Origin of the sequence: Klebsiella sp. EMBS2024 (assembly GCF_036233805.1) — a bacterium.
Taxonomy (GTDB): Bacteria; Pseudomonadota; Gammaproteobacteria; order Enterobacterales; family Enterobacteriaceae; genus Klebsiella; species Klebsiella pneumoniae.
The window spans coordinates 70,452-92,497 of sequence record NZ_JAZARW010000001.1; the positions used below are offsets into that span (position 1 = coordinate 70,452).

18 protein-coding genes are annotated in these 22,046 nt (G+C 57.7%); 5 read left to right on the forward strand and 13 right to left on the reverse strand.

The window, feature by feature from the left end; genetic code table 11:
* Window positions 1-23: 23 nt before the first annotated feature.
* Window positions 24-1,526 carry an L-arabinose isomerase gene (gene araA, locus VZP09_RS00320; protein WP_004177424.1) on the reverse strand — a complete coding sequence of 501 codons (1,503 nt, stop codon included), beginning with the start codon at window positions 1,524-1,526 and terminating at the stop codon, window positions 24-26.
* A gap of 10 nt (window positions 1,527-1,536) precedes the next feature.
* Window positions 1,537-3,246 (reverse strand): ribulokinase, encoded by a 1,710-nt coding sequence (gene araB / locus VZP09_RS00325; protein ID WP_004177423.1) that lies wholly within the window; start codon window positions 3,244-3,246, stop codon window positions 1,537-1,539.
* Between the two features lie 337 nt (window positions 3,247-3,583).
* Here araB and araC point away from each other — a divergent pair, with 337 nt between their 5' ends.
* Both araC and VZP09_RS00335 read left to right on the forward strand, forming a co-directional pair.
* Window positions 3,584-4,429: an arabinose operon transcriptional regulator AraC gene (gene araC / locus VZP09_RS00330; RefSeq protein ID WP_004145972.1), complete on the forward strand. Its 846-nt coding sequence runs from the start codon at window positions 3,584-3,586 to the stop codon at window positions 4,427-4,429.
* A gap of 128 nt (window positions 4,430-4,557) precedes the next feature.
* Window positions 4,558-5,325 carry a DedA family protein gene (locus VZP09_RS00335; protein ID WP_002888373.1) on the forward strand — a complete coding sequence of 256 codons (768 nt, stop codon included), beginning with the start codon at window positions 4,558-4,560 and terminating at the stop codon, window positions 5,323-5,325.
* Here the strand turns inward: VZP09_RS00335 and thiQ are convergent.
* The 4 genes from thiQ to sgrR all read right to left on the reverse strand — a co-directional run bounded on the left by thiQ (window position 5,312) and on the right by sgrR (window position 10,511).
* A complete protein-coding gene (gene thiQ / locus VZP09_RS00340; protein ID WP_004145970.1) occupies window positions 5,312-6,013 on the reverse strand; it encodes a thiamine ABC transporter ATP-binding protein ThiQ in 702 nt (233 codons plus the stop codon). The two genes, VZP09_RS00335 and thiQ, sit on opposite strands and share 14 nt — an antisense overlap.
* Complete coding sequence (gene thiP, locus VZP09_RS00345) at window positions 5,997-7,607, reverse strand: thiamine/thiamine pyrophosphate ABC transporter permease ThiP (protein ID WP_004147039.1); 1,611 nt, start codon at window positions 7,605-7,607, stop codon at window positions 5,997-5,999. The genes thiQ and thiP overlap by 17 nt, the downstream gene beginning before the upstream one ends.
* Window positions 7,583-8,566: a thiamine ABC transporter substrate binding subunit gene (gene thiB, locus VZP09_RS00350; RefSeq protein WP_002888444.1), complete on the reverse strand. Its 984-nt coding sequence runs from the start codon at window positions 8,564-8,566 to the stop codon at window positions 7,583-7,585. The genes thiP and thiB overlap by 25 nt, the downstream gene beginning before the upstream one ends.
* Window positions 8,567-8,855: 289 nt before the next feature.
* Window positions 8,856-10,511, reverse strand: a complete 1,656-nt coding sequence (gene sgrR, locus VZP09_RS00355) for an HTH-type transcriptional regulator SgrR (RefSeq protein ID WP_021441194.1) — start codon at window positions 10,509-10,511, stop codon at window positions 8,856-8,858.
* An 87-nt stretch (window positions 10,512-10,598) separates the two neighbouring features.
* Between sgrR and sgrT the strand changes: the two genes are divergently transcribed.
* Both sgrT and VZP09_RS00365 read left to right on the forward strand, forming a co-directional pair.
* The gene (sgrT, locus tag VZP09_RS00360) at window positions 10,599-10,751 is read left to right on the forward strand and encodes a glucose uptake inhibitor SgrT (RefSeq protein ID WP_002888448.1); all 153 of its coding nucleotides are present in this window, start codon (window positions 10,599-10,601) and stop codon (window positions 10,749-10,751) included.
* Window positions 10,752-11,018: 267 nt separating this feature from the next.
* Window positions 11,019-12,203 (forward strand): sugar efflux transporter, encoded by a 1,185-nt coding sequence (locus VZP09_RS00365; protein ID WP_004222652.1) that lies wholly within the window; start codon window positions 11,019-11,021, stop codon window positions 12,201-12,203.
* Between the two features lie 33 nt (window positions 12,204-12,236).
* Here the strand turns inward: VZP09_RS00365 and VZP09_RS00370 are convergent, their stop codons facing one another.
* Complete coding sequence (locus tag VZP09_RS00370) at window positions 12,237-13,547, reverse strand: MFS transporter (RefSeq protein WP_032414511.1); 1,311 nt, start codon at window positions 13,545-13,547, stop codon at window positions 12,237-12,239.
* 231 nt (window positions 13,548-13,778) lie between these two features.
* Here VZP09_RS00370 and VZP09_RS00375 point away from each other — a divergent pair, with 231 nt between their 5' ends.
* Window positions 13,779-14,675: a LysR family transcriptional regulator gene (locus VZP09_RS00375; RefSeq protein WP_002888455.1), complete on the forward strand. Its 897-nt coding sequence runs from the start codon at window positions 13,779-13,781 to the stop codon at window positions 14,673-14,675.
* A gap of 37 nt (window positions 14,676-14,712) precedes the next feature.
* On the opposite strand, the gene aroD is transcribed toward VZP09_RS00375, so the two are convergent.
* From aroD to leuC, 6 genes are all read right to left on the reverse strand, one after another.
* Window positions 14,713-15,468, reverse strand: coding sequence for a type I 3-dehydroquinate dehydratase (gene aroD / locus VZP09_RS00380; protein WP_004177420.1), 756 nt, complete (start codon window positions 15,466-15,468; stop codon window positions 14,713-14,715).
* A gap of 30 nt (window positions 15,469-15,498) precedes the next feature.
* Entirely contained in the window at window positions 15,499-16,713 is a 1,215-nt protein-coding gene (locus VZP09_RS00385) for an MFS transporter (protein ID WP_004177419.1), read from the reverse strand.
* A 10-nt stretch (window positions 16,714-16,723) separates the two neighbouring features.
* Window positions 16,724-17,587, reverse strand: a complete 864-nt coding sequence (locus tag VZP09_RS00390; protein ID WP_002888460.1) for a shikimate dehydrogenase — start codon at window positions 17,585-17,587, stop codon at window positions 16,724-16,726.
* Between the two features lie 11 nt (window positions 17,588-17,598).
* Window positions 17,599-19,632 carry an oxidoreductase gene (locus VZP09_RS00395; RefSeq protein WP_004147052.1) on the reverse strand — a complete coding sequence of 678 codons (2,034 nt, stop codon included), beginning with the start codon at window positions 19,630-19,632 and terminating at the stop codon, window positions 17,599-17,601.
* 395 nt (window positions 19,633-20,027) lie between these two features.
* A complete protein-coding gene (gene leuD / locus VZP09_RS00400; protein WP_002888481.1) occupies window positions 20,028-20,633 on the reverse strand; it encodes a 3-isopropylmalate dehydratase small subunit in 606 nt (201 codons plus the stop codon).
* Between the two features lie 10 nt (window positions 20,634-20,643).
* Window positions 20,644-22,044 carry a 3-isopropylmalate dehydratase large subunit gene (gene leuC / locus VZP09_RS00405; RefSeq protein ID WP_004177417.1) on the reverse strand — a complete coding sequence of 467 codons (1,401 nt, stop codon included), beginning with the start codon at window positions 22,042-22,044 and terminating at the stop codon, window positions 20,644-20,646.
* Between the last annotated feature and the right edge of the window lie 2 nt (window positions 22,045-22,046).

The window sequence follows — 22,046 nt, forward strand, 5'->3', positions numbered from 1 at the left end:
GGGAAGGGTGAGGGGACGGCCTCTTAGCGTTTTGAACCGTAATACACTTCATTCCAGCGCAGCGCGTCCTTGAAGGACGGCAGACGGGTATCGTTGTCGATGACGGTCAGCTCGATATCATGCAGCTCGGCGAACTGGCGCATATCGTCGAGGTTCAGCGCATGGCTGAAGACGGTATGGTGCGCGCCGCCGGCGATGATCCAGGCTTCCGACGCGGTACGCAGATCCGGCTGCGCTTTCCACAGGGCGTTGGCCACCGGCAGCTTCGGCAGATCGTGCGGCGTTGGGACGGTTTCGATGGTATTGACCAGCAGACGGAAGCGGTCTCCCAGGTCGATCAGGCTGGCGACGATCGCCGGGCCGGTTTGAGTATTGAAGATCAGGCGCGCTGGATCCGCTTTGCCGCCGATGCCCAGCGGCTGAACGTCGAGGATCGGTTTCTCGGCGGTGGCGATCGTCGGGCACACTTCCAGCATGTGCGAGCCGAGCACCAGATCGTTACCATTGTCGAAGTGGTAGGTGTAATCCTCCATAAAGGAGGTGCCGCCCTGCAGACCAGTTGACATCACCTTCATGATGCGAAGCAGAGCGGCGGTTTTCCAGTCGCCCTCGCCGGCAAAGCCGTAGCCCTGCTGCATCAGGCGCTGTACGGCGAGACCCGGGAGCTGTTTCAGGCCGTGGAGATCTTCAAAGGTGGTGGTAAAGGCGTGGAAACCGCCCTGTTCGAGGAAGCGTTTCATCCCCAGCTCAATGCGCGCGGCGTCCAGCACGTTCTGGCGCTTCTCGCCGTGAACCTGCGCTGCCGGGGTCAGACGGTAGCTGCTCTCATATTCATCGACCAGGGCGCTGATATCGCCGTCGCTGATGCTGTTCACCACCTGCACCAGATCGCCGACCGCCCAGGTGTTCACCGAGAAGCCAAACTTAATCTGCGCGGCGACTTTATCGCCGTCGGTCACCGCCACTTCGCGCATGTTATCGCCGAAACGGCACACTTTCAGATGACGGGTATCCTGTTTGGAGACCGCCTGACGCATCCAGCCGCCGATACGCTGGTGGGCCTCTTTATCCTGCCAGTGGCCGGTGACCACGCTGTGCTGTTGGCGCATACGGGCGCCGATGAAGCCGAACTCGCGGCCGCCGTGCGCGGTCTGGTTCAGGTTCATAAAGTCCATATCAATGCTGTCCCACGGCAGCGCGGCGTTGTACTGAGTATGGAACTGCAGCAGCGGCTTATTGAGGATGGTCAGGCCGTTGATCCACATTTTTGCCGGCGAGAAGGTATGCAGCCAGACCACTAACCCGGCGCATTTGTCATCGTAGTTGGCGTCGCGGCAGATATGGGTGATCTCGTCCGGGGTGGTGCCCAGCGGCTTAAGGACCAGTTTGCACGGCAGTTTGGCTTCCGCATTCAGGCTGTTCACCACATGTTCGGCATGCTTCGTCACCTGGCGCAGGGCTTCCGGGCCGTACAGATGTTGGCTGCCAATAACGAACCATACTTCATAGTTATCAAAAATCGTCATTTTCGTATCCTTAATGGGTGAGCGCTGCCTGAGATTGCGGGGCTTTTTCCGCCTTTGCAGCCGAAGGGAGATAGTGTTGTTCCGCGCTGACCGACCACTGCTGGTAGCGCTGATAGAGTTGTTCGAAACGCTGTGCCTGCGCCGGACGCGGCTGCAGGGTAGTTTCCACCTGGCTTGCCATCCGCTGTTGGGCGGCTGGAATATCCTCATAGACGCCGGCGGCGACGGCGGCGAAGATAGCCGCCCCCAGCGCGCAGCACTGATCGGAGGCGACAATCTGCAGCGGACGGTTCAGCACGTCGCAGCAGGCCTGCATGATGACCTGGTTTTTCCGCGCGATACCGCCAAGCGCCATGACGTTGTTAACCGGGATCCCCTGCTCGGTGAAGCACTCCATAATGGCGCGAGCGCCGAAGGCGGTGGCGGCGATCAGACCGCCGAACAGCGCCGGCGCGTCGGTGGCCAGGTTAAGGTCGGTGATCACCCCTTTCAGGCGCTGGTTGGCATTCGGCGTGCGGCGGCCGTTGAACCAGTCGAGCACCACCGGCAGATGCTCCAGCGATGGATTGTTGGCCCAGGCTTCGGTGAGCGCCGGCAGTAACTGTTTTTGACTGGCTTTGATTTGCTCGCGCAACGCCGGCTGCTGCTGAGCCAGCTGCTCCAGCGGCCAGCCGAGAATGCGGCCAAACCAGGCGTAAATATCGCCGAAGGCGGACTGGCCTGCCTCCATGCCGATAAAGTGTGGAACCACGCTGCCGTCGACCTGGCCGCAGATGCCTTTGACCGTGCGCTCGCCGACGCTCTCTTTATCGGCGATCAGAATGTCGCAGGTGGAGGTGCCGATGACTTTCACCAGCGCGTTAGGCTGCGCGCCGGCGCCAACGGCGCCCATGTGGCAGTCGAAGGCGCCGCCGGAGATGGCCACACTCTGCGACAGACCCAGGCGCTGGGCCCACTCTGCGCTCAGCGTGCCGACCGGCACATCGGCCGTCCAGGTATCGGTGAACAGCGGCCAGGCCAGATGCTGGTTGATGATGGGATCAAGCTCATCGAAGAAGCTGGCCGGCGGCAGACCGCCCCAGCTCTCATGCCACAGCGATTTATGTCCGGCGCTGCAGCGGCCGCGGCGCAGATCCTGCGGACGCGTAGTACCGGAGAGCAGGGCGGGCACCCAGTCGCAAAGCTCTACCCACGAGGCGGCTGCCTGGGCGACGGCGCTATCTTCGCGGGTGACGTGAAGGATTTTGGCCCAGAACCATTCGCTGGAGTAGATCCCGCCGATATAGCGCGAGTAATCCTCTTTGCCCGGCTGGTGACACAGGCGGGTGATCGCCTCGGCTTCCTCGACCGCGGTGTGATCCTTCCACAGGACAAACATGGCGTTAGGGTTGTCAGCGAATTCTTCGCGCAGCGCCAGCACGTTGCCCTCGGCATCGACGGGAGCCGGAGTTGAGCCGGTGCTGTCGACGCCAATGCCCACGACGTCGGCGCGCTGTTCGGCGCTCAGCGAAGCGAGCACGCTTTTCAGCGCCGCTTCCATGGACTCGATGTAATCTCGCGGGTGATGGCGGAAGCGGTTGTTAGCGCCATCGCAATACTGTCCTTCCCGCCAGCGCGGATACCACTCCACGCTGGTCGCCAGCTCTGCGCCGGACGCGCATTCCACCGCCAGAGCGCGGACTGAGTCACTACCAAAGTCGAGGCCAATCGCAATTGCCATCTTGTTACTCCATGCAGAAATCATTCATGCAGCAACAGTAGATATCCCCGGCAAAATCCGTCAGGCCGGATTCGCTAATCTTATGGATTATTTTGCTGTTACCTTGCAAAGTGTGACGCCGTGCAAATATTCGATGTGGACTTTTCTGCCGTATTTATAGACACTTTTGTTACCCGGCATATCACGGTGGAATGCACGCTACTGGCGCTTTTTTCGCTTGCTGTGCGGGTTTTTCGCCAAATTCCCACCGCCGTCGCAGTCGCGACAGGGCCGAGAGCGATAAAATGATGAATATGGACAATTGGTGCCACTGATACCTTCGGGGAGAACCACGCGTATGGCCGAAACGCAAAACGATCCGCTGCTGCCGGGCTACTCTTTTAACGCTCATCTGGTCACCGGCCTGACGCCGATTGAGGCGCAGGGATACCTGGATTTCTTTATCGACCGCCCGCTGGGTATGAAAGGCTATATTCTCAATCTGACGATCCGCGGCGAGGGGGTGATCAACAACCACGGCGAACAGTTTGTCTGCCGGCCGGGCGATATGCTGCTGTTCCCGCCCGGGGAAATTCATCACTATGGCCGCCATCCCGACGCCAGTGAGTGGTATCACCAGTGGGTCTACTTCCGCCCGCGCGCCTACTGGCACGAGTGGCTCAACTGGCCAACGATTTTTGCCCAGACCGGCTTTTTTCGTCCGGATGAACAGTGGCAGGCGCGCTTTGGCGAGCTGTTCGGCCAGATCGTTGATGCCGGGCAGGGGGCGGGGCGCTATTCCGAACTGCTGGCGATAAACCTGCTGGAACAGCTGCTGCTGCGGCGGATGGAGGCGATCAACGAATCGCTGCATCCGCCGCTGGACAACCGGGTGCGCGACGCCTGCCAGTACATCAGCGACCATCTGGCGGACAGCCATTTTGATATCGCCAGCGTCGCCCAACACGTTTGCCTGTCGCCCTCGCGTCTGTCGCACCTGTTCCGCCAGCAGCTGGGGGTCAGCGTCCTCGGCTGGCGGGAGGATCAGCGCATCAGCCAGGCCAAACTGTTGCTCAGCACCACGCGGATGCCGATCGCCACCGTTGGGCGCAACGTCGGCTTCGAAGATCAGCTCTATTTTTCCCGCGTGTTTAAAAAATGCACCGGGGCCAGCCCGAGCGAATTCCGCGCGGGTTGTGAATAAAAAGTAAAGAAAGTGAAATGATGACCCGCTTAAATGTCACAGCCAGTAAACTATTAAGACAATTGATGGCTTGACGACGGCGCGATGGCTTCGGAGAATCCGGGCTTCGTTTTTTAACCGGGTACATTATGCAAGCATTGCTCGAACACTTTATTACCCAATCCACGGTCTACTCATTGTTAGCCGTGATGCTGGTGGCCTTTCTCGAGTCGCTGGCGCTGGTGGGGCTTATCTTACCCGGCACGGTGATGATGGCTGGCCTTGGGGCGCTCATCGGCGGCGGCGAAGTTAACTTCTGGCAGGCGTGGCTGGCGGGGATTGTCGGCTGCCTGCTGGGCGACTGGATCTCATTCTGGCTCGGCTGGCGCTTTAAGAAGCCGTTGCACCGCTGGTCGTTTATGAAGAAAAACCGCGCCCTGCTGGAGAAAACCGAGCATGCGCTGCATCAGCACAGCATGATCACCATTCTGATTGGCCGCTTTGTCGGACCGACGCGTCCGCTGGTGCCAATGGTCGCCGGGATGCTCGACCTGCCGGTGGCCAAGTTCGTGCTACCGAATATTATCGGCTGCCTGCTCTGGCCGCCGCTCTATTTCCTTCCGGGCATTCTCGCCGGGGCGGCGATTGATATTCCGGCTGATGAAAACAGCGCCAGCTTTAAATGGCTGCTATTGGGGGCGGCGCTGCTGGCCTGGCTGGCGGGATGGCTGTGCTGGCGGCTGTGGCGGAGCGCGAAAACCTCAGGCGATCGGCTGACCCGCTGGCTGCCGCGCGGCCGACTGCTGTGGCTGTCGCCGCTGATGGTCGCGCTGGCGGCTACAGCGTTAACATTTGTCTTCCGCCATCCGCTGATGCCGGTCTATCTGGCGATCCTGCACAAAGTCATCGCGCGCTGATCCCCATCAAATGCGAGGCGCTGCTGTGGCCGCTTAACAGCTCGGCGGTGGCGCCATCCCAGACAATGCGCCCTTCGGCGACCACCATCGAGCGCGGCGCGATGCGCGCGGCGTCCTCTACGCTGTGGGAGACCATCAGCAGGGTGAGCTGCTGCTGCTCGCAGACATCGGCGACCAGGGACAGCATCTCCTGGCGCAGCGCCGGATCGAGCGCCGAGAAGGGTTCATCCAGCAGCAGCACCGGCTGCTGGCGCACCAGACAGCGGGCCAGCGCCGCGCGCTGCCGCTGACCGCCGGAGAGCTCGCCGGGCAGACGTTCCAGCAGCGCATCAATTCCCATCTGTCCAGCTATCGCCGTGACCTGCGCCTGCTGCTCGCGGCTCAGTTTAAGGCCTGGGTGGATCCCGAGGCTGATATTTTGTCGAATGGTCAGATGGTTAAACAGGTTATTCTCCTGAAACAACATCGAGACCGGACGCTGCGCCGGCGGCGTCGCGTTATGCGCCTCGCCGTTAATCAGCAGGCTGCCGCTGGCGGGCGGCAGAAACCCGGCGATTAGATTCAGCAGGGTGCTCTTTCCGGCGCCGCTGGGACCGAGCACCGCGATGCGCTCCCCGCGCGCGACGTCGAGGGTGAAGCGCATCGGCAGATGCTGGTATAGCCAGGTCACATCATTGAGTTTTAGCATCACGCCCCGGAAGTTTTTCAATCAGCGTAAACAACAAGAAACAGAGCAGCAGCAGGAGCAGGGCGGTGACGGCCCCGTCCTGGCTGCGGTAGGCGCCTATCTGCTGGTACAGATAGAAAGGCAGGGTGCGGAACGCCTCGTTGCCGAACAGCGCCACCACGCCGAAATCGCCAATCGACAGTACGCAGGCGAAGGCGAGCGCCTGGGCCAGCGGGCGCCGGAGAGCGCGAAGCTCGACCACCCGCAGCCGGGCAAAGCCTTCAATACCCAGCGACTGGCACAGCATGCTGTAGCGGGCGGCAATGTCGCGCATCGGGTTTTCCAGTACTTTCAGCGCATAGGGGATCGCCATCAGGGCATTAGTGAAGATGACGATGCCGTCGGCGGACTCCGGCAGGCCGATAGTGTTATTGAGCAGCAGGAAGAAGCCGGTCGCCAGCACAATTCCCGGCATCGCAAGGATCAGCATGCCGCTCAGCTCCATTGCCTGCCCGGCCAACGGCCGCTGGCGAGCGCGCAGCTCCCGGCTGCTCCATAACAGCATCATCGTCAGGGTCACGCTCAATAGCCCGGCGGCGATGGCGATGCGTAGAGAGGTGCTCAATGCCTGCCAGAGCGCTGGCTGCGCCAGCACGTCCAGCATATTACGGTTGATCCCGTCGACGATGACCGCCAGCAGCGGCGGGAGCAGCAGCAGCAGGGCGGCGCCGATCAGCAACCCGTCGCTCAGGCGGCTATGCAGGCGATCGTCAGGGTCGCGCCAGCCGCGCACATGGCTGACGCCGATGGCGACGGCTTTACTCAGACGCTGGCTAAGCAGCACCAGCCCAAGGCAGCAGAGCATCTGGATCAGCGCCAGCATTGCCGCTCGCGCCGGATCGTAGTCAAAGCTCAGCGCCTGGTAGATAGCCAACTCGATCGTGGTGGCTTTCGGGCCGCCGCCCAGCGAGAGTACGGTGGCGAAGCTGGCGAAGCAGAGCATAAAAATCAGCGCGGCGACGGCGGGAATGTGCCGGCGCAGCCACGGCCATTCGACGAGGCGGAAGAAGGCATAGCCGCGCATGCCAAGCTGGGCGGCAATTTGCCGCTGCTCGCCGGGAATGTTCTCCAGCGCCTGCAGCAGCAGGCGGGTCGCCATCGGCATATTGAAAAAGACGTGCGCCAGCAGGATGCCCTGCAGACCGTAGGGCGAGAACTCCCATTGCCAGCCGAGCGCGTGAAATAGTGAGGCCAGCCAGCCCTGGCGGCCATAGACGCTGAGGATACCGAACACCGCCACCAGCACCGGCAGGATCAGGGTCATCGCGCACAGGCGCAGCAGCAGCGTACGGCCCGGGAAGCGACGCCGATAAAGCGCGCGGGCGAGAAAGATGGCTGGTCCCACCGAGATCAGCGCTGACAGCGACGCCTGCCAGAAGGAGAAGCGGACCACATGCCACAGGTAGCTATCGCTGAAGACCGATTGCCAGCCCGCGCCGGGGGCGCTAAACCACAGCGCCAGAAACGCCGCCAGCGCGACAGCGCACAGCAGCGTAGCGGCGAACAGGCCCGGCATCAGCCCGCGAAGGTTTAGCGGCTGACGGCGCGTTGCCATGCGCTAATCCAGGTTTGACGCTCGCTAGCGACCTGCTGCGGGGTAAAGGACAGGGTGGTCTGCGGCTTCACCAGGGTATCAAACCCGGCCGGCAGGGTGACCTGGGTCACCGGATACATCCAGTTGCCGGTAGGGATGGCGTTCTGGAAGCCAGGAGATACCATAAATTTGAGGAATTTTTCCGCCAGTTCCGGCTGCTTGCTGGCGGCGGTACGCGCGGCAACTTCGACCTGCAGATAGTGGCCCTCGGCGAAGCTCGCCGCCGCATAGTTGTCTTTCTTCTCTTCAATCATGTGGTAGGCCGGCGAGGTGGTATAGCTCAACACCAGGTCGCTTTCCCCTTTCAGGAACAGGCCATAGGCTTCGCTCCAGCCTTTGGTGACGGTAACGGTTTTCGCGGCCAGCTTCTGCCAGGCCTCGGGCGCTTGATCGCCATAGACCTTTTGCATCCACAGCAGCAGGCCCAGTCCCGGGGTGCTGGTACGCGGATCTTCATAGATGACCCGCCATTTTTGCGGGCCCTCGACCAGCTCTTTCAGGCTCTTCGGTGGATTAGCCAGTTTGTTTTTGTCATAGACGAAGGCGAAATAGCCGTAGTCGTAGGGAACAAAGGTGTCATTATCCCAGCCGCCCGGCACGCTGACCGCGCTGGCGGGTACGTTGCTTTTGGCAAACAGTTTACTCTGCGCCGCGGCTTCCAGCAGGTTGTTATCAAGGCCAAGCACAACGTCGGCCTTGCTGTTTTTGCCTTCCATGCGCAGGCGATTCAGTAGCGAAACGCCATCTTCCAGCGCGACGAACTTCAGCTCGCAGCCGCACTCCGCTTCAAAGGCTTTTTTGACCGCCGGGCCGGGGCCCCAGTCGGCAGAGAAGGAGTCATAGGTATAGACGGTAAGAACAGGCTTAGCCAAAGCGGGCATGGCGACCAGCGCCAGCAGCGGGAGTAATTTTTTCAACACTTTGCACCTCAGAAAAAAGGGGTGGCAAAGGATTTTGAGTGAGCCTCAAATCCCTTCGCCGGCGTTATCCGGATCAGGTTCGACGGGTATTTTCTCAGCCCATGCGCTTCATCCTTCAAGCCGCATCTGCGTTAGCTTCGCGCGTTCACCCCAGTCACATAGTTATCTATGCTCCAGGGGATTCACCCGCTTGCTGCCTTGATGCAACTTGAATGATATTGCGTATGTTTATTAGCACCCCGTTGAGAACGGCCTTAGTGTAATGATTTTGTCAGATGACGGAAAGCGCTTACGGCTCCGGCGGCGCAAACCATGCGGATTTAAAATCGAACCAGCCGAGGGTATTCATCCTCACGCCGCGCATACTGCGCTGACCCTGAATCATCAGCCAGTGGTGGATCAGCGGCACGATATGTTGCCCGGCCAGCAGCCGCTGGCTCCAGGTGGCCGGATTAAACTCTCCTGCTCGCCAGCGGCAGGCGTCTGCCTGCCAGTCAATGGGAATGCAGCGCTGAATCAGCGGGACTTCGTACAGATAGGCGAAGAGCGAAAATTCGATCGGTAAGGTGAAGTTCACGCTGTTGAGCCAGATATCGCTGACCACCTCGCCGCGATGCCAGGCATCGTACTCCAGCTCCTGGATCTCCAGCTTTACCTGATGCGCCGTCAGCAGGTCGCGCATGATCCCGCCGATCACCCGATGTTCGACGTGATCGCGGTAGTAGGTAAGGGTGACTGTCTCCAGCCCCGCCGGCTTCTCGCAGGCGTGGTTGCTGGCGTGATGCCAGCGCGGCAGCAGGCCGTAGGCGGGAAACCAGTTGCCCTGGTAGTGTTCGCCCGCATGGTAGAGCAGGTTGGCGGGCTGAAACAGATAGCTTAGCCAGCGGCGCACCGCGTCGTTGGCCCCCAGCGGGCTTCGCGAGTCGAACAGCAGGTAATAGCAGCCCTCTTCCAGGCGACTCTCCACCGCTTTTTCGCTTTCGGTATTGCCCTGCAGCGTCAGGCCGCCGTTGGGCTCTTCGCTAATCTCCGGCAGCACCCAGACGTTCACCTCATCGATCAGCGCCCGGTAGCCAAAATAGTCCTCAAAGGCATGGATCTTGAGCTGATTCTGGTTGTTACGCACCACGGCATAGGGGCCGGTGCCGACCGGCATGGAGGAAAAGTGGTTCATGGTCTGCCACTCCTGCGGCAGCACCATCGCCGGTACCTGCCCCAGCAGCCAGGGCAGCCAGCGGTCGGGCTGGCGCAGATGAATATCCAGGGTCCAGGCGGTGGGCGATTCGATGCGTTCGATATGTGAATAGAGCGGCAGGGCATTGCTGCGCTGCAGAGAGGCGATCACATCCGCCATCTCCAGCTCACGGCCATGGTGAAAATGGATGCCGGGACGGAGGAAAAAGCGCCAGTGGGTGGGGGTCAGCTGCTGCCAGTGGTGGGCAATATCGGCTTCCAGTTCCCCATTTTCCTCATTTACCCGCGTCAGGGCGCTGAATATTTGCCGGGCAATATGCGTTTCCGAACGCCGCAGCGCGCTACCGGGCAGCAAATTCTTCATCGGACGATAGTAGAGCACGCGCAGGATGTGCCGCCCCTGGCGGAAGCTGCGGCCGAGATGCGAGACCAGCATCTGGCGGACGGCAGCCTTATCGCCGACCAACTGCACCAGCTGATCGATGCGATCCTGCTCAAGGAGATCTTCGGCACGTTGCTGCTGCAGGGCGAGGCCGGTATAGAGAAAGGTTAGCCGCGAACGCTTGCCGCGGCCTGCCTCCGCTTCCCAGGTCAGCCAGCCGCGGGACTCCATCATATTGAGCAGGGTGCGCATATGGCGGCGCGAGCAGCTCAGCATTTCCGCCAGCTCGTTAAGGGTGGTCTCCTGCGACTTGCCGTCGCAGCACTGCCATAGGCGAATGAACTGTTGTTGCAGACGGCCGGAAGACATAAAAGGGGAACTCCTGCGCAAAACTCAGCAATTTATTACTTCCTATATTAAGCCAATAATGAATCCCGATGAAGCGAGGAGGTGAATATGATGAGGTCTACCGCAAAATCGTTCTACCAACGCTACTTTTCTGCGACGCAGGAAGCGTCCTGGCTGGCCCGCCTGATGGCAGGACGACAGCAGGAAATTCTGGGGGAACTGATGCAGTGGGGAGTGACGTCAACGACCTCTGATCATTGACTTGCAGACATCATGTGTGACTGAGTATTGGTGTTATACTCGTCGTTTTTCAAACTGCAGGTGCGCTGCCGATGCTTCCTGGGCCGTATGTTCGGGCTGCGTGATTCGCCTCTACGGGACTCACCTTTTCATGGCCAGCGCGAGCGCGGCGCAAAATGGTTAACCGTTTTGTCCTGCAGCATGAAATCCATAGAGTATAGAATCACCCGCCAGCAGAAAGCCTCTGCTGGCTTTTTTCGTTTTCTTCGCGTGTGTTAAGGACATTCCATGCTGTGGTTGATGACGATGGGACGACGGCTTAACGGCGTCTATGCCGCCTTTATGCTGGTTGCTTTTATGATGGGCGTGGCGGGCGCGTTGCAGGCGCCGACGTTGAGTTTGTTTCTCAGCCGCGAAGTGGGGGCGCAACCGTTCTGGGTGGGCCTGTTCTATACCGTAAACGCCATCGCCGGGATCCTGGTTAGCCTGTGGCTGGCCAAGCGCTCCGATAGCCGCGGCGACCGGCGGCGGTTGATTATGTTCTGCTGTCTGATGGCGGTGGGTAATGCGCTGCTGTTTGCCTTCAACCGCCACTATCTGACGCTGATCACCTGTGGCGTGATGCTGGCATCCATTGCCAACGCGGCCATGCCGCAGCTCTTCGCGCTGGCGCGGGAGTACGCCGACAGCTCGGCGCGGGAAGTGGTGATGTTCAGCTCGGTCATGCGCGCCCAGCTGTCGCTGGCTTGGGTGATTGGCCCGCCGCTGGCCTTTATGCTGGCGCTCAACTATGGCTTCACCACCATGTTCTCCATTGCGGCGGGCATTTTTGTCATTAGCCTCGCTCTGATTGCCATCAAACTGCCTTCGGTTCCGCGTGTGGAACAGCCCTCGGAGGAGGCGGCGGCGCTAGCGCAGGCCGGCGGCTGGCAGGACAAGAACGTGCGTATGCTGTTTATCGCCTCCACCCTGATGTGGACCTGCAACACCATGTACATCATTGATATGCCGCTGTGGATCAGCAGCGATCTCGGGCTTCCCGACAGCCTGGCCGGGATCCTGATGGGCACTGCCGCCGGGCTGGAGATACCGGCGATGATCCTCGCCGGCTACTACGTAAAGCGCTTTGGCAAACGTAAAATGATGGTGGCGGCGGTGGCCGCCGGCGTGCTGTTTTATGCCGGACTGATCCTGTTTCATGGTCGCGCGGCGCTGCTGGCTCTGCAGCTGTTCAATGCCATCTTTATCGGCATTATCGCCGGGATAGGCATGCTGTGGTTCCAGGATTTAATGCCGGGACGGGCGGGAGCGGCGACCACCCTGTTCACCAACAGTATTTCCACCGGCGTGATCCTTGCCGGCGTGATGCAGGGGGCGCTGTCCCAGAGCTATGGTCACGCCAGCGTCTACTGGACGATCGCGGCCATTTCGCTGGTGACGCTGTTTTTGACCAGCAAGGTGAAGGATATCTGACTACTCGCCCCGGCATCGCCGGGGCGACCAGGCCTACTTGAGTTCGATACGCTTAATGTCGCCGATGATAAAAATGTAGGCAATCACCCCAATCAGCGCCGTCAGGCCGACGTAGATCAGCGCGTAAAAGAAATTACCCGTGGCGGAAATAATCATACCAATTATCAGTGGTGCGATAATCGAGGCCATATTGGCACAGAAATTAAATATGCCGCCGGTGAGGCCTGCCATATTTTCCGGGGCAATATCAGAAATTAAGGTCCAGCCCAGACCGACCATCCCCTGGCCAAAAAAAGCCACCGACATGATAATAATTACGGTGCTATTGGCGCTTACCCAATTCGCCGCGATAATACAGCTGGACAGCAATAAACCGGAAATTATTGGTAACTTTCGACTGATGTTGACGGAGCCGGTTCGCTTCAACAACCGGTCGGAGATCCAGCCGCCGAAGAGGATGCCAATCGCGGCGGCAAGGAAGGGCCAGGTGGCGAAGAAGCCGACGTGCAGCCATGGAAGATGGCGCTCGTTGGCGAGGTAGCTGGGAAACCACGTCAGGAAAAAGACCAGTGTGGTGTTGCCGGCGAACTGACCCAGGCTGGCGCCGAGGATCTGGCGACAGCCCAGCAGGCGTCTGGCGTCACGCCAGTTAAATGGAACGTTCTGGATTTTATTGTTAATGCCGTTTGCGCCGATATACTCCAGCTCCGCTTGATTAGCCGTGCGCGATTCATGCGGTTCATGATAAAAACGCCACCACACTAAAGTAAATAAAATACCTAATCCGCCGGTGAGGAAAAAAAGCGTTCTCCAGCCATGATGTTCGAGAATTAAAAATAACAGCGGCGAGAAAGCGGCCAGCCCTATATATTCACCAACTGTATACGTTGCCGTTGCCCGCGCGCGCTCATGCTGAGGGAACCAGGTGCTGACGATGCGGCTGTTGGCCGGAAAGCAGGGCGCTTCGCTGACGCCGAGTCCCAGGCGCAGAAGCAGCAGGGATTTTAGGCCGAGGGTGAAACTTTGCAGCAGGGTAAACAGCGACCAGAAGAAAATTGACAGGGCATAGGTCAGTTTGTTGCCAAAGCGGTCTAAAAACATCCCGCCGGGGATCTGCGCCAGCGCATAAGTCCAGGCGAAGGCGGAGAAGATGATGCCCATCATCGCCGGATCGATATGGATTTCTTTGCTTAACTGTGGCGCTACAATACCCAGGATGGTACGGTCGAGATAATTGATCATCGTTCCGACGGAGAGTAGCAGCAGAATAACTATCCGTACGCGGCTTCTTTTTTTCGCCCCCAATGTGGAAGTGAGGACTTCCTGAGAGTTTGACATACTCATAGCGAGTTCCTTTAAAGTTTAAAATATTTTTGCATATATTCTAATATGNAAAAATATCTCAAGGAGCTATAGGTAGTATCTATGAATGGCAATGCCTTGTGGCACATTCATGCCCTTCGTCAAATAATATTTGATGTAACGCCGATATTTACCCGTTCATGCGCATTATTGGTGGCTTGCATGGTATATTAGCGTCAGTGCATTTATTCTTATATTATACGGGTAAAAATAATGAACCTAAAGCAACTTTATTATTTTAAACGTCTGTCTGAAACTGAGCATTACACCGAAGCCGCCTCCAGTCTGTGCATCACCCAGCCCTCGCTAAGCCACGCGATATCGGAGCTGGAGAAGGAGTTAGGGGTCGCGCTATTCGCCAGACAGGGGCGGAACGTAAAAATTACCCAAAACGGCAAGCGTTTTTTGCCGTATGTTGAAGATGCGCTGGCCTCGCTGGAGAACGGACGCATGATATTGCAAAAAAATGGCGCTGAGAATAAAGAGAATATTCGCATCGCCTTTATTTACACGATGGGGGAGTATGTTGTTCCACAGTTAATTAATAAATATTCTCTTTCACCTGAATGTCACAATGTGACTTTTTCTTTTACTCAAGGGACATCGCTGACGCTGTTGCAGGAGCTTAAGGCCGGAAAAGTCGATCTGGCGATCTGCTCTTATATTGCCGATGAACCCGATATCGATTTTATTCCGGTGATCCAGCAGGAACTGGTGGTGGTCACGGCAAAGGATCATCCGCTGGCCCGGCTATATGAACATGAAGTCGATCTGGTGGAGACGATTCATTATCCGTATATCTATTTTTCAGAAAATAGCGGCTTACGTCCGTTTATCGATAATGTATTTATGCAGCAAAAGCTGGTGCCGGAGATCGCCTGCTATGTGGATGAGGATACGGCGATGGCCGGGCTGGTGAGTATTGACTACGGGATCGCGATTATGCCGCGCATCACCGCGCTCTCCTATTACAACGTCCATATCCTGAAGATTAAAAACACCATCCCCCCCCGCTATATCTATCTGGCGACCATGAAAGACAAGGGGCTCTCTCCGGCGCTGGAGTCATTTAAAAATGTGGTTATCCACGATAGCCAGAAGATCTGTTAACGGATGGCCCGGATGTGACCTCCGGGCCATCCGGATATCAGGAGAGAATATCCATCACTTCACGCAGCTTAGCGATGGCGATCTGCCCCGGCGCGGAGGCCTGACCAACGGTACCGAAGGTCATCGCCGAACCGAACAAGCGCCCGGTGACCCGGCTAACGCCACCGGATTTGCCCATCGACATGGTGATCAGCGGACGCGTCGCATACTTCTCTTTCATGGTCAGCGTGGCGGCGAGCAAGGTGAGTACGTCCTGCGGCGACTGCGGCATCACCGCGATCTTCGGCAGATCGGCCCCCAGATCCTGCATGCGGCGCAGGCGATAGATAATATCTTCCTGAGCGGGGGTCTTATGGAAATCATGATTACTCATGATCACCTTGACGCCCGCGGCATGCGCATCGTCAACCAGCGCGCGGATCTGCGCTTCATCATTGAACAGTTCGATATCGATAACATCAACCAGTCCACTGCGTGCGGCCTCGCGGTTGAGCGCAAAATAGGCTTCGTCGCTGAGCTCGGTTTCGCCACCTTCTTTCTTACTGCGGAAGGTAAACAGCAGCGGAAGCGCTTTCAGCGCGCCACGGATTTCCGCCAGCGCGGCCATCACCTGGGCCATCTCTCTGACCTGGGCAAAGTGGTCAACGCGCCATTCGATAATATCGGCGCCGGCATCGACCAGGCCGTGGGCGTTACCCAGTATCTCATCCAGGGTTTTACCGATCAGCGGTACACAAATGAGGGTTTCCCCTTCCTGAAAGGTGATGTTCTTTACGGTTACTGCATTTGTCATGTAGGTATCCATTATTTTTCGCGTTGTACTTCAGGCGGTGACTGCGGTGCGTGACACTTTTTGCGCCGCCCGAGCCTGCAGTTGACGATAGCCGATGTACAGGGCGATCACAAAGCCGATAACGGCGATCAGAAAATCAAACCACATAATGCTGGCAATACTGATCTGCGAAAGCTTTGCGGTGATCAACGGGATCGTGAAGCTGGCGATACTGCCGGCAGTGTAGAAGATGCCGGTTGCTTTGCCTTTTCCGTTCGGGAAGCTCATCGCCATGATTGTCGCACCCAGCTGCAGCACTCCGCCAGCGGCGGCAAAGCCGATGACAAAAGCAAAGCCGGTCACCATCATCGGCGTCGGGAACAGGCACACCAACAGCAGCGAAATCATCGACAGGCCAGTATAAATAATCATCGCAATGGCCGAGCTAAACACCTCTTTGACGAAGGCGGCAGTTACAAAGACGCAGACCAGCGAGCCGACGGTATAGATGCTAAGCAGTTTAATCGCCGAGGCATAGGGCAGGCCGACGACGAACTGGCCGTACTGCGCCAGCCATTGGCTGACCAGATAGAAGGTCGCCATGCCGATATAACCGTACAGGGTGAAGATCACCATATCCAGCTTATTAGCCTGTGGCTGGACGGCTGTTTCCGCCTGTGCCGTAGGGGCTTCCTCTTTTTTCGCCGCCTGGCTGTCAGGGAACGGCATTTTAAGCAGATAAATCCCGCTCAGTACAAAGAGCGCTGCCGCAATCACGAACGACCAGCCGAACCACAGATTTGCCCATATCAGAAAGCTGATAATGAACGGCAACAGGAACTGCCCTGCAGAGACGAAGGCTTTGATCAGCACGTTGGCCCGGCTGGCAGAGTGCGGGAAAGATTCCATCAGCGCCGGATAGGTACCGGAGTCGAGGAAGCTGTTCGCCAGGCCCGCCATAATGCCGAACACGTAAGCCAGATAGATATTTTTGGTCAGCAGGATGCCGACGAAAAAGATCAGGTAACTCAGGATCCCAAGATAGATAAAGGGCTTGCGACCGAAGCGATCCGACAGGAAGCCGGTCACGATGGTTGCCAGTTTGCCGATACCTAACGAGGAGATCACCACCGATACGCCAGCCGCGTCCGTTCCCCACTGTTCCTGAAGATGGGCCATGTTGAGGGTGATTAACAGCACCCCCATACCGTGGATCAGGTAGTTGAGGTACAGCCCTGCCGCAGTAGGGATGTATTTATTTTTCATCATTCGCCTCTTAGAACAGAATGCTCTTGATGTAATCAACCGGCATCTGTTTGCCCGTCCAGATTTCGAACGCGCGCGCGCCTTGCCACAGCATCATCCCCAGGCCGTTCAGCGTGCGGCAGCCTTTTTTCTCGGCCACTTCCAGCAGGTGGGTTTTGCGCGGGTTGTAGACGACGTCGGAGACGATCAGGTCCGGACGCAGGAAGCTGTCGTCAGGTAGCAGCATCTGGCCTTCGAACGGCTTCATGCCGACCCCGGTGGCATTGGTCAGGATCACGCTGCTGTCAATTTCGGCGCGCAGCTTGTCATGATCGTCGAGATCGAACAGATGGATCTCGCAGTCGGTGTTGTGGCGGATCTTGGCCACGGTTTCTTCTGCGTTAGCGAAGAATTTATCGCGACGGTTAAAGATGGAGATCGCCTTCACGCCATCCAGTGCTGCCTGGACGCAGAGCGCCGTTGCCGCGCCGCCGGCGCCGAGTACGGTCATCTTCTTGCCGATGATATCGATACCGGCTTCGCTAAGGGCGCGCATGTAGCCGGTGCCATCGGTGATATGTCCGGTCAGTACGCCGTCGTCGTTGACCACGGTATTGACCGCCCCGACCAGCTGTGCCGCCGGCGACAGTTTATCGAGATACTGGCAAATCTCGGTTTTGTTCGGCATAGAGACGTTAAAGCCGCGCAGCTTCATCGCCCGGAAGCCCTGCACCACGTCTTTTAGCTCCTGGTTACCGACTTCAAAAGCGAGATAGACGTAGTCCAGCCCGAGATGGGCGAAAGCCTCGTTGTGCATGGTGGGCGACATGCTGTGACGAATCGGGGTGGCGATCAGGCCAATCAGCTCAGTGTGTCCAGTAATACGTTCTGCCATGACAAAAATCCTCAATAAGTTAGAAAGGGAATTCGTTGTGCTTCGCGGCTGCCCAGCGCACCCATGTCTTCCAGTGCATCCAGTACGTTGCGGCCTTCGCGGACGCCATCGATAATGCGTCGCGCCATCACGCTGTCGCCGATGTTCATGATTTTGACGTTATTGGCATTGGCCCAGCGCTCGATCTCGTCGAGACCCGTCCGGTTGGCGCGCATCCCCAGACAGACAAAGCCGTAGTCGAAGGGAATATCGAAGGTTTGCTGTGTATTTTTCACCTGGAAATGGTCGGCAGCGACCGCCATCAGTTGGGTATTCATGTGCTGTTCGACCTGGTGCTCGTCGAGCATGGTCAACATGGCATTTTTGGTAATGATGTCGAGATCGCGGCCGGCGGCGTCCTGCATCTCGATTAGCACCGCCTGTGCGCCGCGAGCGGTAAAGTATTCGATAACGTCAAGGCCAACGGCGCCGGCGCCGACTACGGCGATGCGTTTGCCCTTGATATCGGTAAATTTCGCCAGATTGTCGATCATGCCGGTAATGGAAAAGATCTTGCCGTTCTCGACGTCAATGTTTTCCCGCAAGCCTTCAATGGGCGGCAGCAGCGGCGTTGAGCCGGTGGCGTTGACAATCAGATGCGGACGCAGGGCGGAAACTGAAGCCACGTCGGCCCGCTTGCCGATCTGCAGCATCAGGTTGTCCAGCGAGGCGATACGATTTTTCATAAACTGCGGGAAATCAGCGATGCGTTTTTTCTCCGGCAGGCGGGAGATTTCGCTGGCGAGGCCGCCGACGTGGTTTTTCGCTTCCAGCAGCCAGGTATGGCAACCAACTTCCGCCGCGGTGCAGGCGGCTTCCATCCCGGCGGTGCCGGCGCCGATGACCACCACGTTAGTGTCGCGATTCACGCGCCGCATTTTATAGGCGTCACCGTGAATAATATCCGGGTTAATCGAACAGCGCAGCGGGCGCGAGCGGGCGATGCGATGGTCGGCGCAGCCGATGTTGCAGGAGATACATTTGCGCATCAGACGCTCTTTTCCGCCTTGCACTTTCTGCACCCACTCCGGCTCGGCAATCAGACCGCGGCCAATGGCGATAAGATCGGCATCGCCGCTGGCGAGGATATCTTCGGCTACCTGCGGAGTGCGAATATTGCCGGCGATGACGGTGGGTTTATGGAATTTATCGCGCACCGCGCGGGAGAGATAGCGCTTCCAGCCATCCTCCAGCGACATCTGATCGATTTGCAGATTCAGGTTATCGTTCTGCGCCGCAGAGACGTTGATGATATCGACCTTCTCCTGGCAGAGCTCAAGAATACGCAGGGAATCTTCGAGGGTATTGCCGCCCTTGAGGAAGTCGTCGGCGCTGATGCGCAGGCTGACCGGAAAACGCGGCCCCACGCAGGCGCGCACTTTATCGACAATCAGACTCAATATCCGGGTGCGATTTTCGACGCTGCCGCCAAATTCATCAGTGCGCTTATTAAACAGCGGCGATAAAAACTGGCTAATTAAATAGGAGTGACCGGCATGAATTTCGACGCAGTCAAAACCTGCGCGCCGAACGCGCTCCGCGGCGTCACCAAATTTTTCTACCGCATGATATATTTCCTCATGGGTCATCGGACGCGGAATATTACCGTGCTTCTTCGACGGCGTTGTAGAAGAGGAGAGCGGCGTCTGGCCTTCCAGTCGGTAGGCATAAGCGGAAGCGCCGGCATGATTTAACTGAATGGATACGCAGGCGCCATGTTTATGCAGGGTCTCGGTTAATTTAAACAGCCGTGGAATATATTGATCGTTATCGATGCGCAGTTGGGTGGTGCCGTTGGAGGCGAAGGGGAAATCAATACAAATATTTTCGATGGTGATAAGCCCGGTGCCGCCTTTGGCCCGCAGTTCGTAGTATTCCAGCTGTTCCTGCGACACCTCGCCATTGAGCGTGGCCATATTGGTGCCCATAGGGGGCATAATAATGCGGTTTTTTAACGTCATACCGTTGATGGTCAACGGACTGAAAAGGTGCGGATAGTGGCTCATCTCTTCTCTCCACAGGAGGCCGGGAGGCCGATATGCGGGGCCCAGGCGTGTCCTTAGTTAATATTTCTCTGTGGCAAAAGATAACGAGGGGAAAAATCGAAAAATAATGCTTTTTTTTGTGCATAGCCATAGGGGTTCTCTATGAGATTAACGCTTTCTTCACATTCTTATATTTTTATATTAAACACTCGTGCCTTATTTTTACTTGCAGTGCAGGGAAAATACATAAACAGTGCTGGAGAAGGGGAGGAAAGCGGAATAATTCTTCTTTAGGCGGTAGGGCAGGGTGGCGGTAAGGTCTGACAATCAGCAAATTAAAATTAGTTTTTGTGCGTGAGATCGCAATTTTCTCCGCAATAAAATAAAAAGCCCGATCAAATGACCGGGCCCAAAGGTTAATTCATAAACGCCGGCAGCTTGCGTTCATAGTCGGAGATCGCCGCTTCATGCTGCAGCGTCAGGCCGATGCTATCCAGGCCGTTGAGCATGCAGTGGCGGCGGAAATCGTCGATCTTAAAGCTGTAGGTTTTATCCCCGGCTTTAACTACCTGCGCTTCCAGATCCACTTCAAACGTAATGCCCGGGTTGGCCTGCACCAGCTTGAACAGCTCGTCGACCTGCTCGTCGCTCAGGGTCACCGGCAGCAGCTGGTTATTGAAGCTGTTGCCGTAAAAGATATCGGCAAAGCTCGGGGCGATAACGACCTTAAAACCGTAATCGGTCAGCGCCCACGGCGCGTGCTCGCGCGAGGAGCCGCAGCCGAAGTTTTCCCGCGCCAGCAGTATCGATGCCCCCTGGTACTCAGGAAAATTCAGCACGAACTCCGGGTTCGGCTGTTGACCTTTATCGTCGAGAAAGCGCCAGTCGTTAAACAGGTGCGCGCCAAAGCCGGTGCGGGTGACCTTCTGCAAAAATTGCTTAGGGATGATCGCGTCGGTATCGACGTTTGCAGCATCCAGCGGAACCACCAGGCCGGTATGTTGGGTAAATTTCTCTGCCATGATGGTCTCCTTACTTCAGATTACGGATATCGGCGAAATGGCCGGTAACGGCTGCCGCCGCGGCCATTGCCGGGCTCACCAGGTGCGTGCGTCCGCCGCGGCCCTGACGGCCTTCAAAGTTACGGTTGCTGGTTGAGGCACAGCGTTCGCCCGGATTCAGGCGGTCATTATTCATTGCCAGACACATAGAGCAACCAGGTAAGCGCCACTCAAAGCCGGCTTCGATAAAGATCTTATCCAGACCTTCCGCTTCCGCCTGCGCTTTCACCGGACCAGAACCCGGCACCACCAGCGCCTGGACGCCCGGCGCCACTTTACGCCCTTTAGCAATTTCCGCTGCGGCGCGTAAATCTTCGATGCGCGAGTTGGTGCAGGAGCCGATAAACACTTTATCGATAGCGACTTCCGTCAGCGGGATCCCGGATTTCAGCCCCATATAGGCCAGCGCTTTTTCGGCGCTGGCGCGTTCCACCGGATCGCTGAACGACGCTGGATCGGGGATGTTATCCGTCACCGAGATCACCTGGCCCGGGTTGGTGCCCCAGGTCACCTGCGGGGCAATTTCCGCCGCCTGCAGCGTCACCACGGTATCAAACGTCGCGCCGTCGTCGGTTTTCAGGGTTTTCCAGTACGCTACGGCATCGTCAAAATCTTTGCCTTTCGGCGCATGCAGACGGCCGCGTACGTAATTGAAGGTGGTTTCGTCCGGCGCGACCAGGCCCGCTTTGGCGCCCATCTCGATCGCCATGTTGCACAGGGTCATACGCCCTTCCATGCTCAGATCGCGGATCGCTTCGCCGCAGAACTCAACCACATGGCCGGTGCCGCCGGCGCTACCGGTTTTACCAATGATGGCCAGCACGATATCTTTGGCGGTAATGCCCGGCGCCGCTTTGCCCTGGACTTCGATTTTCATGGTCTTCGCGCGGCCCTGTTTCAGGGTCTGGGTCGCCAGCACATGCTCCACTTCGGAGGTGCCGATACCGAACGCCAGCGCACCGAACGCGCCGTGGGTGGCGGTATGGGAGTCACCGCACACGATCGTCATCCCCGGCAGGGTAACCCCTTGTTCCGGGCCCATGACGTGGACGATGCCCTGATACGGGTGGTTCAGGTCGTACAGTTCAACGCCGAACTCTTTACAGTTCTTAATCAGCTCCTGCATCTGAATGCGGGCCATTTCACCGGACGCGTTAATGTCTTTGGTCTGCGTCGAGACGTTATGATCCATGGTAGCGAAGGTTTTACCCGGCTGGCGCACCTGGCGGCCATGGGCGCGCAGGCCGTCAAACGCCTGCGGAGAGGTGACTTCGTGCACCAGATGGCGGTCGATATACAGCAGCGGGGTTTCGTTCTGCGCCTCATACACTACGTGCGCATCAAATAATTTTTCGTATAACGTCTTCGCCATGA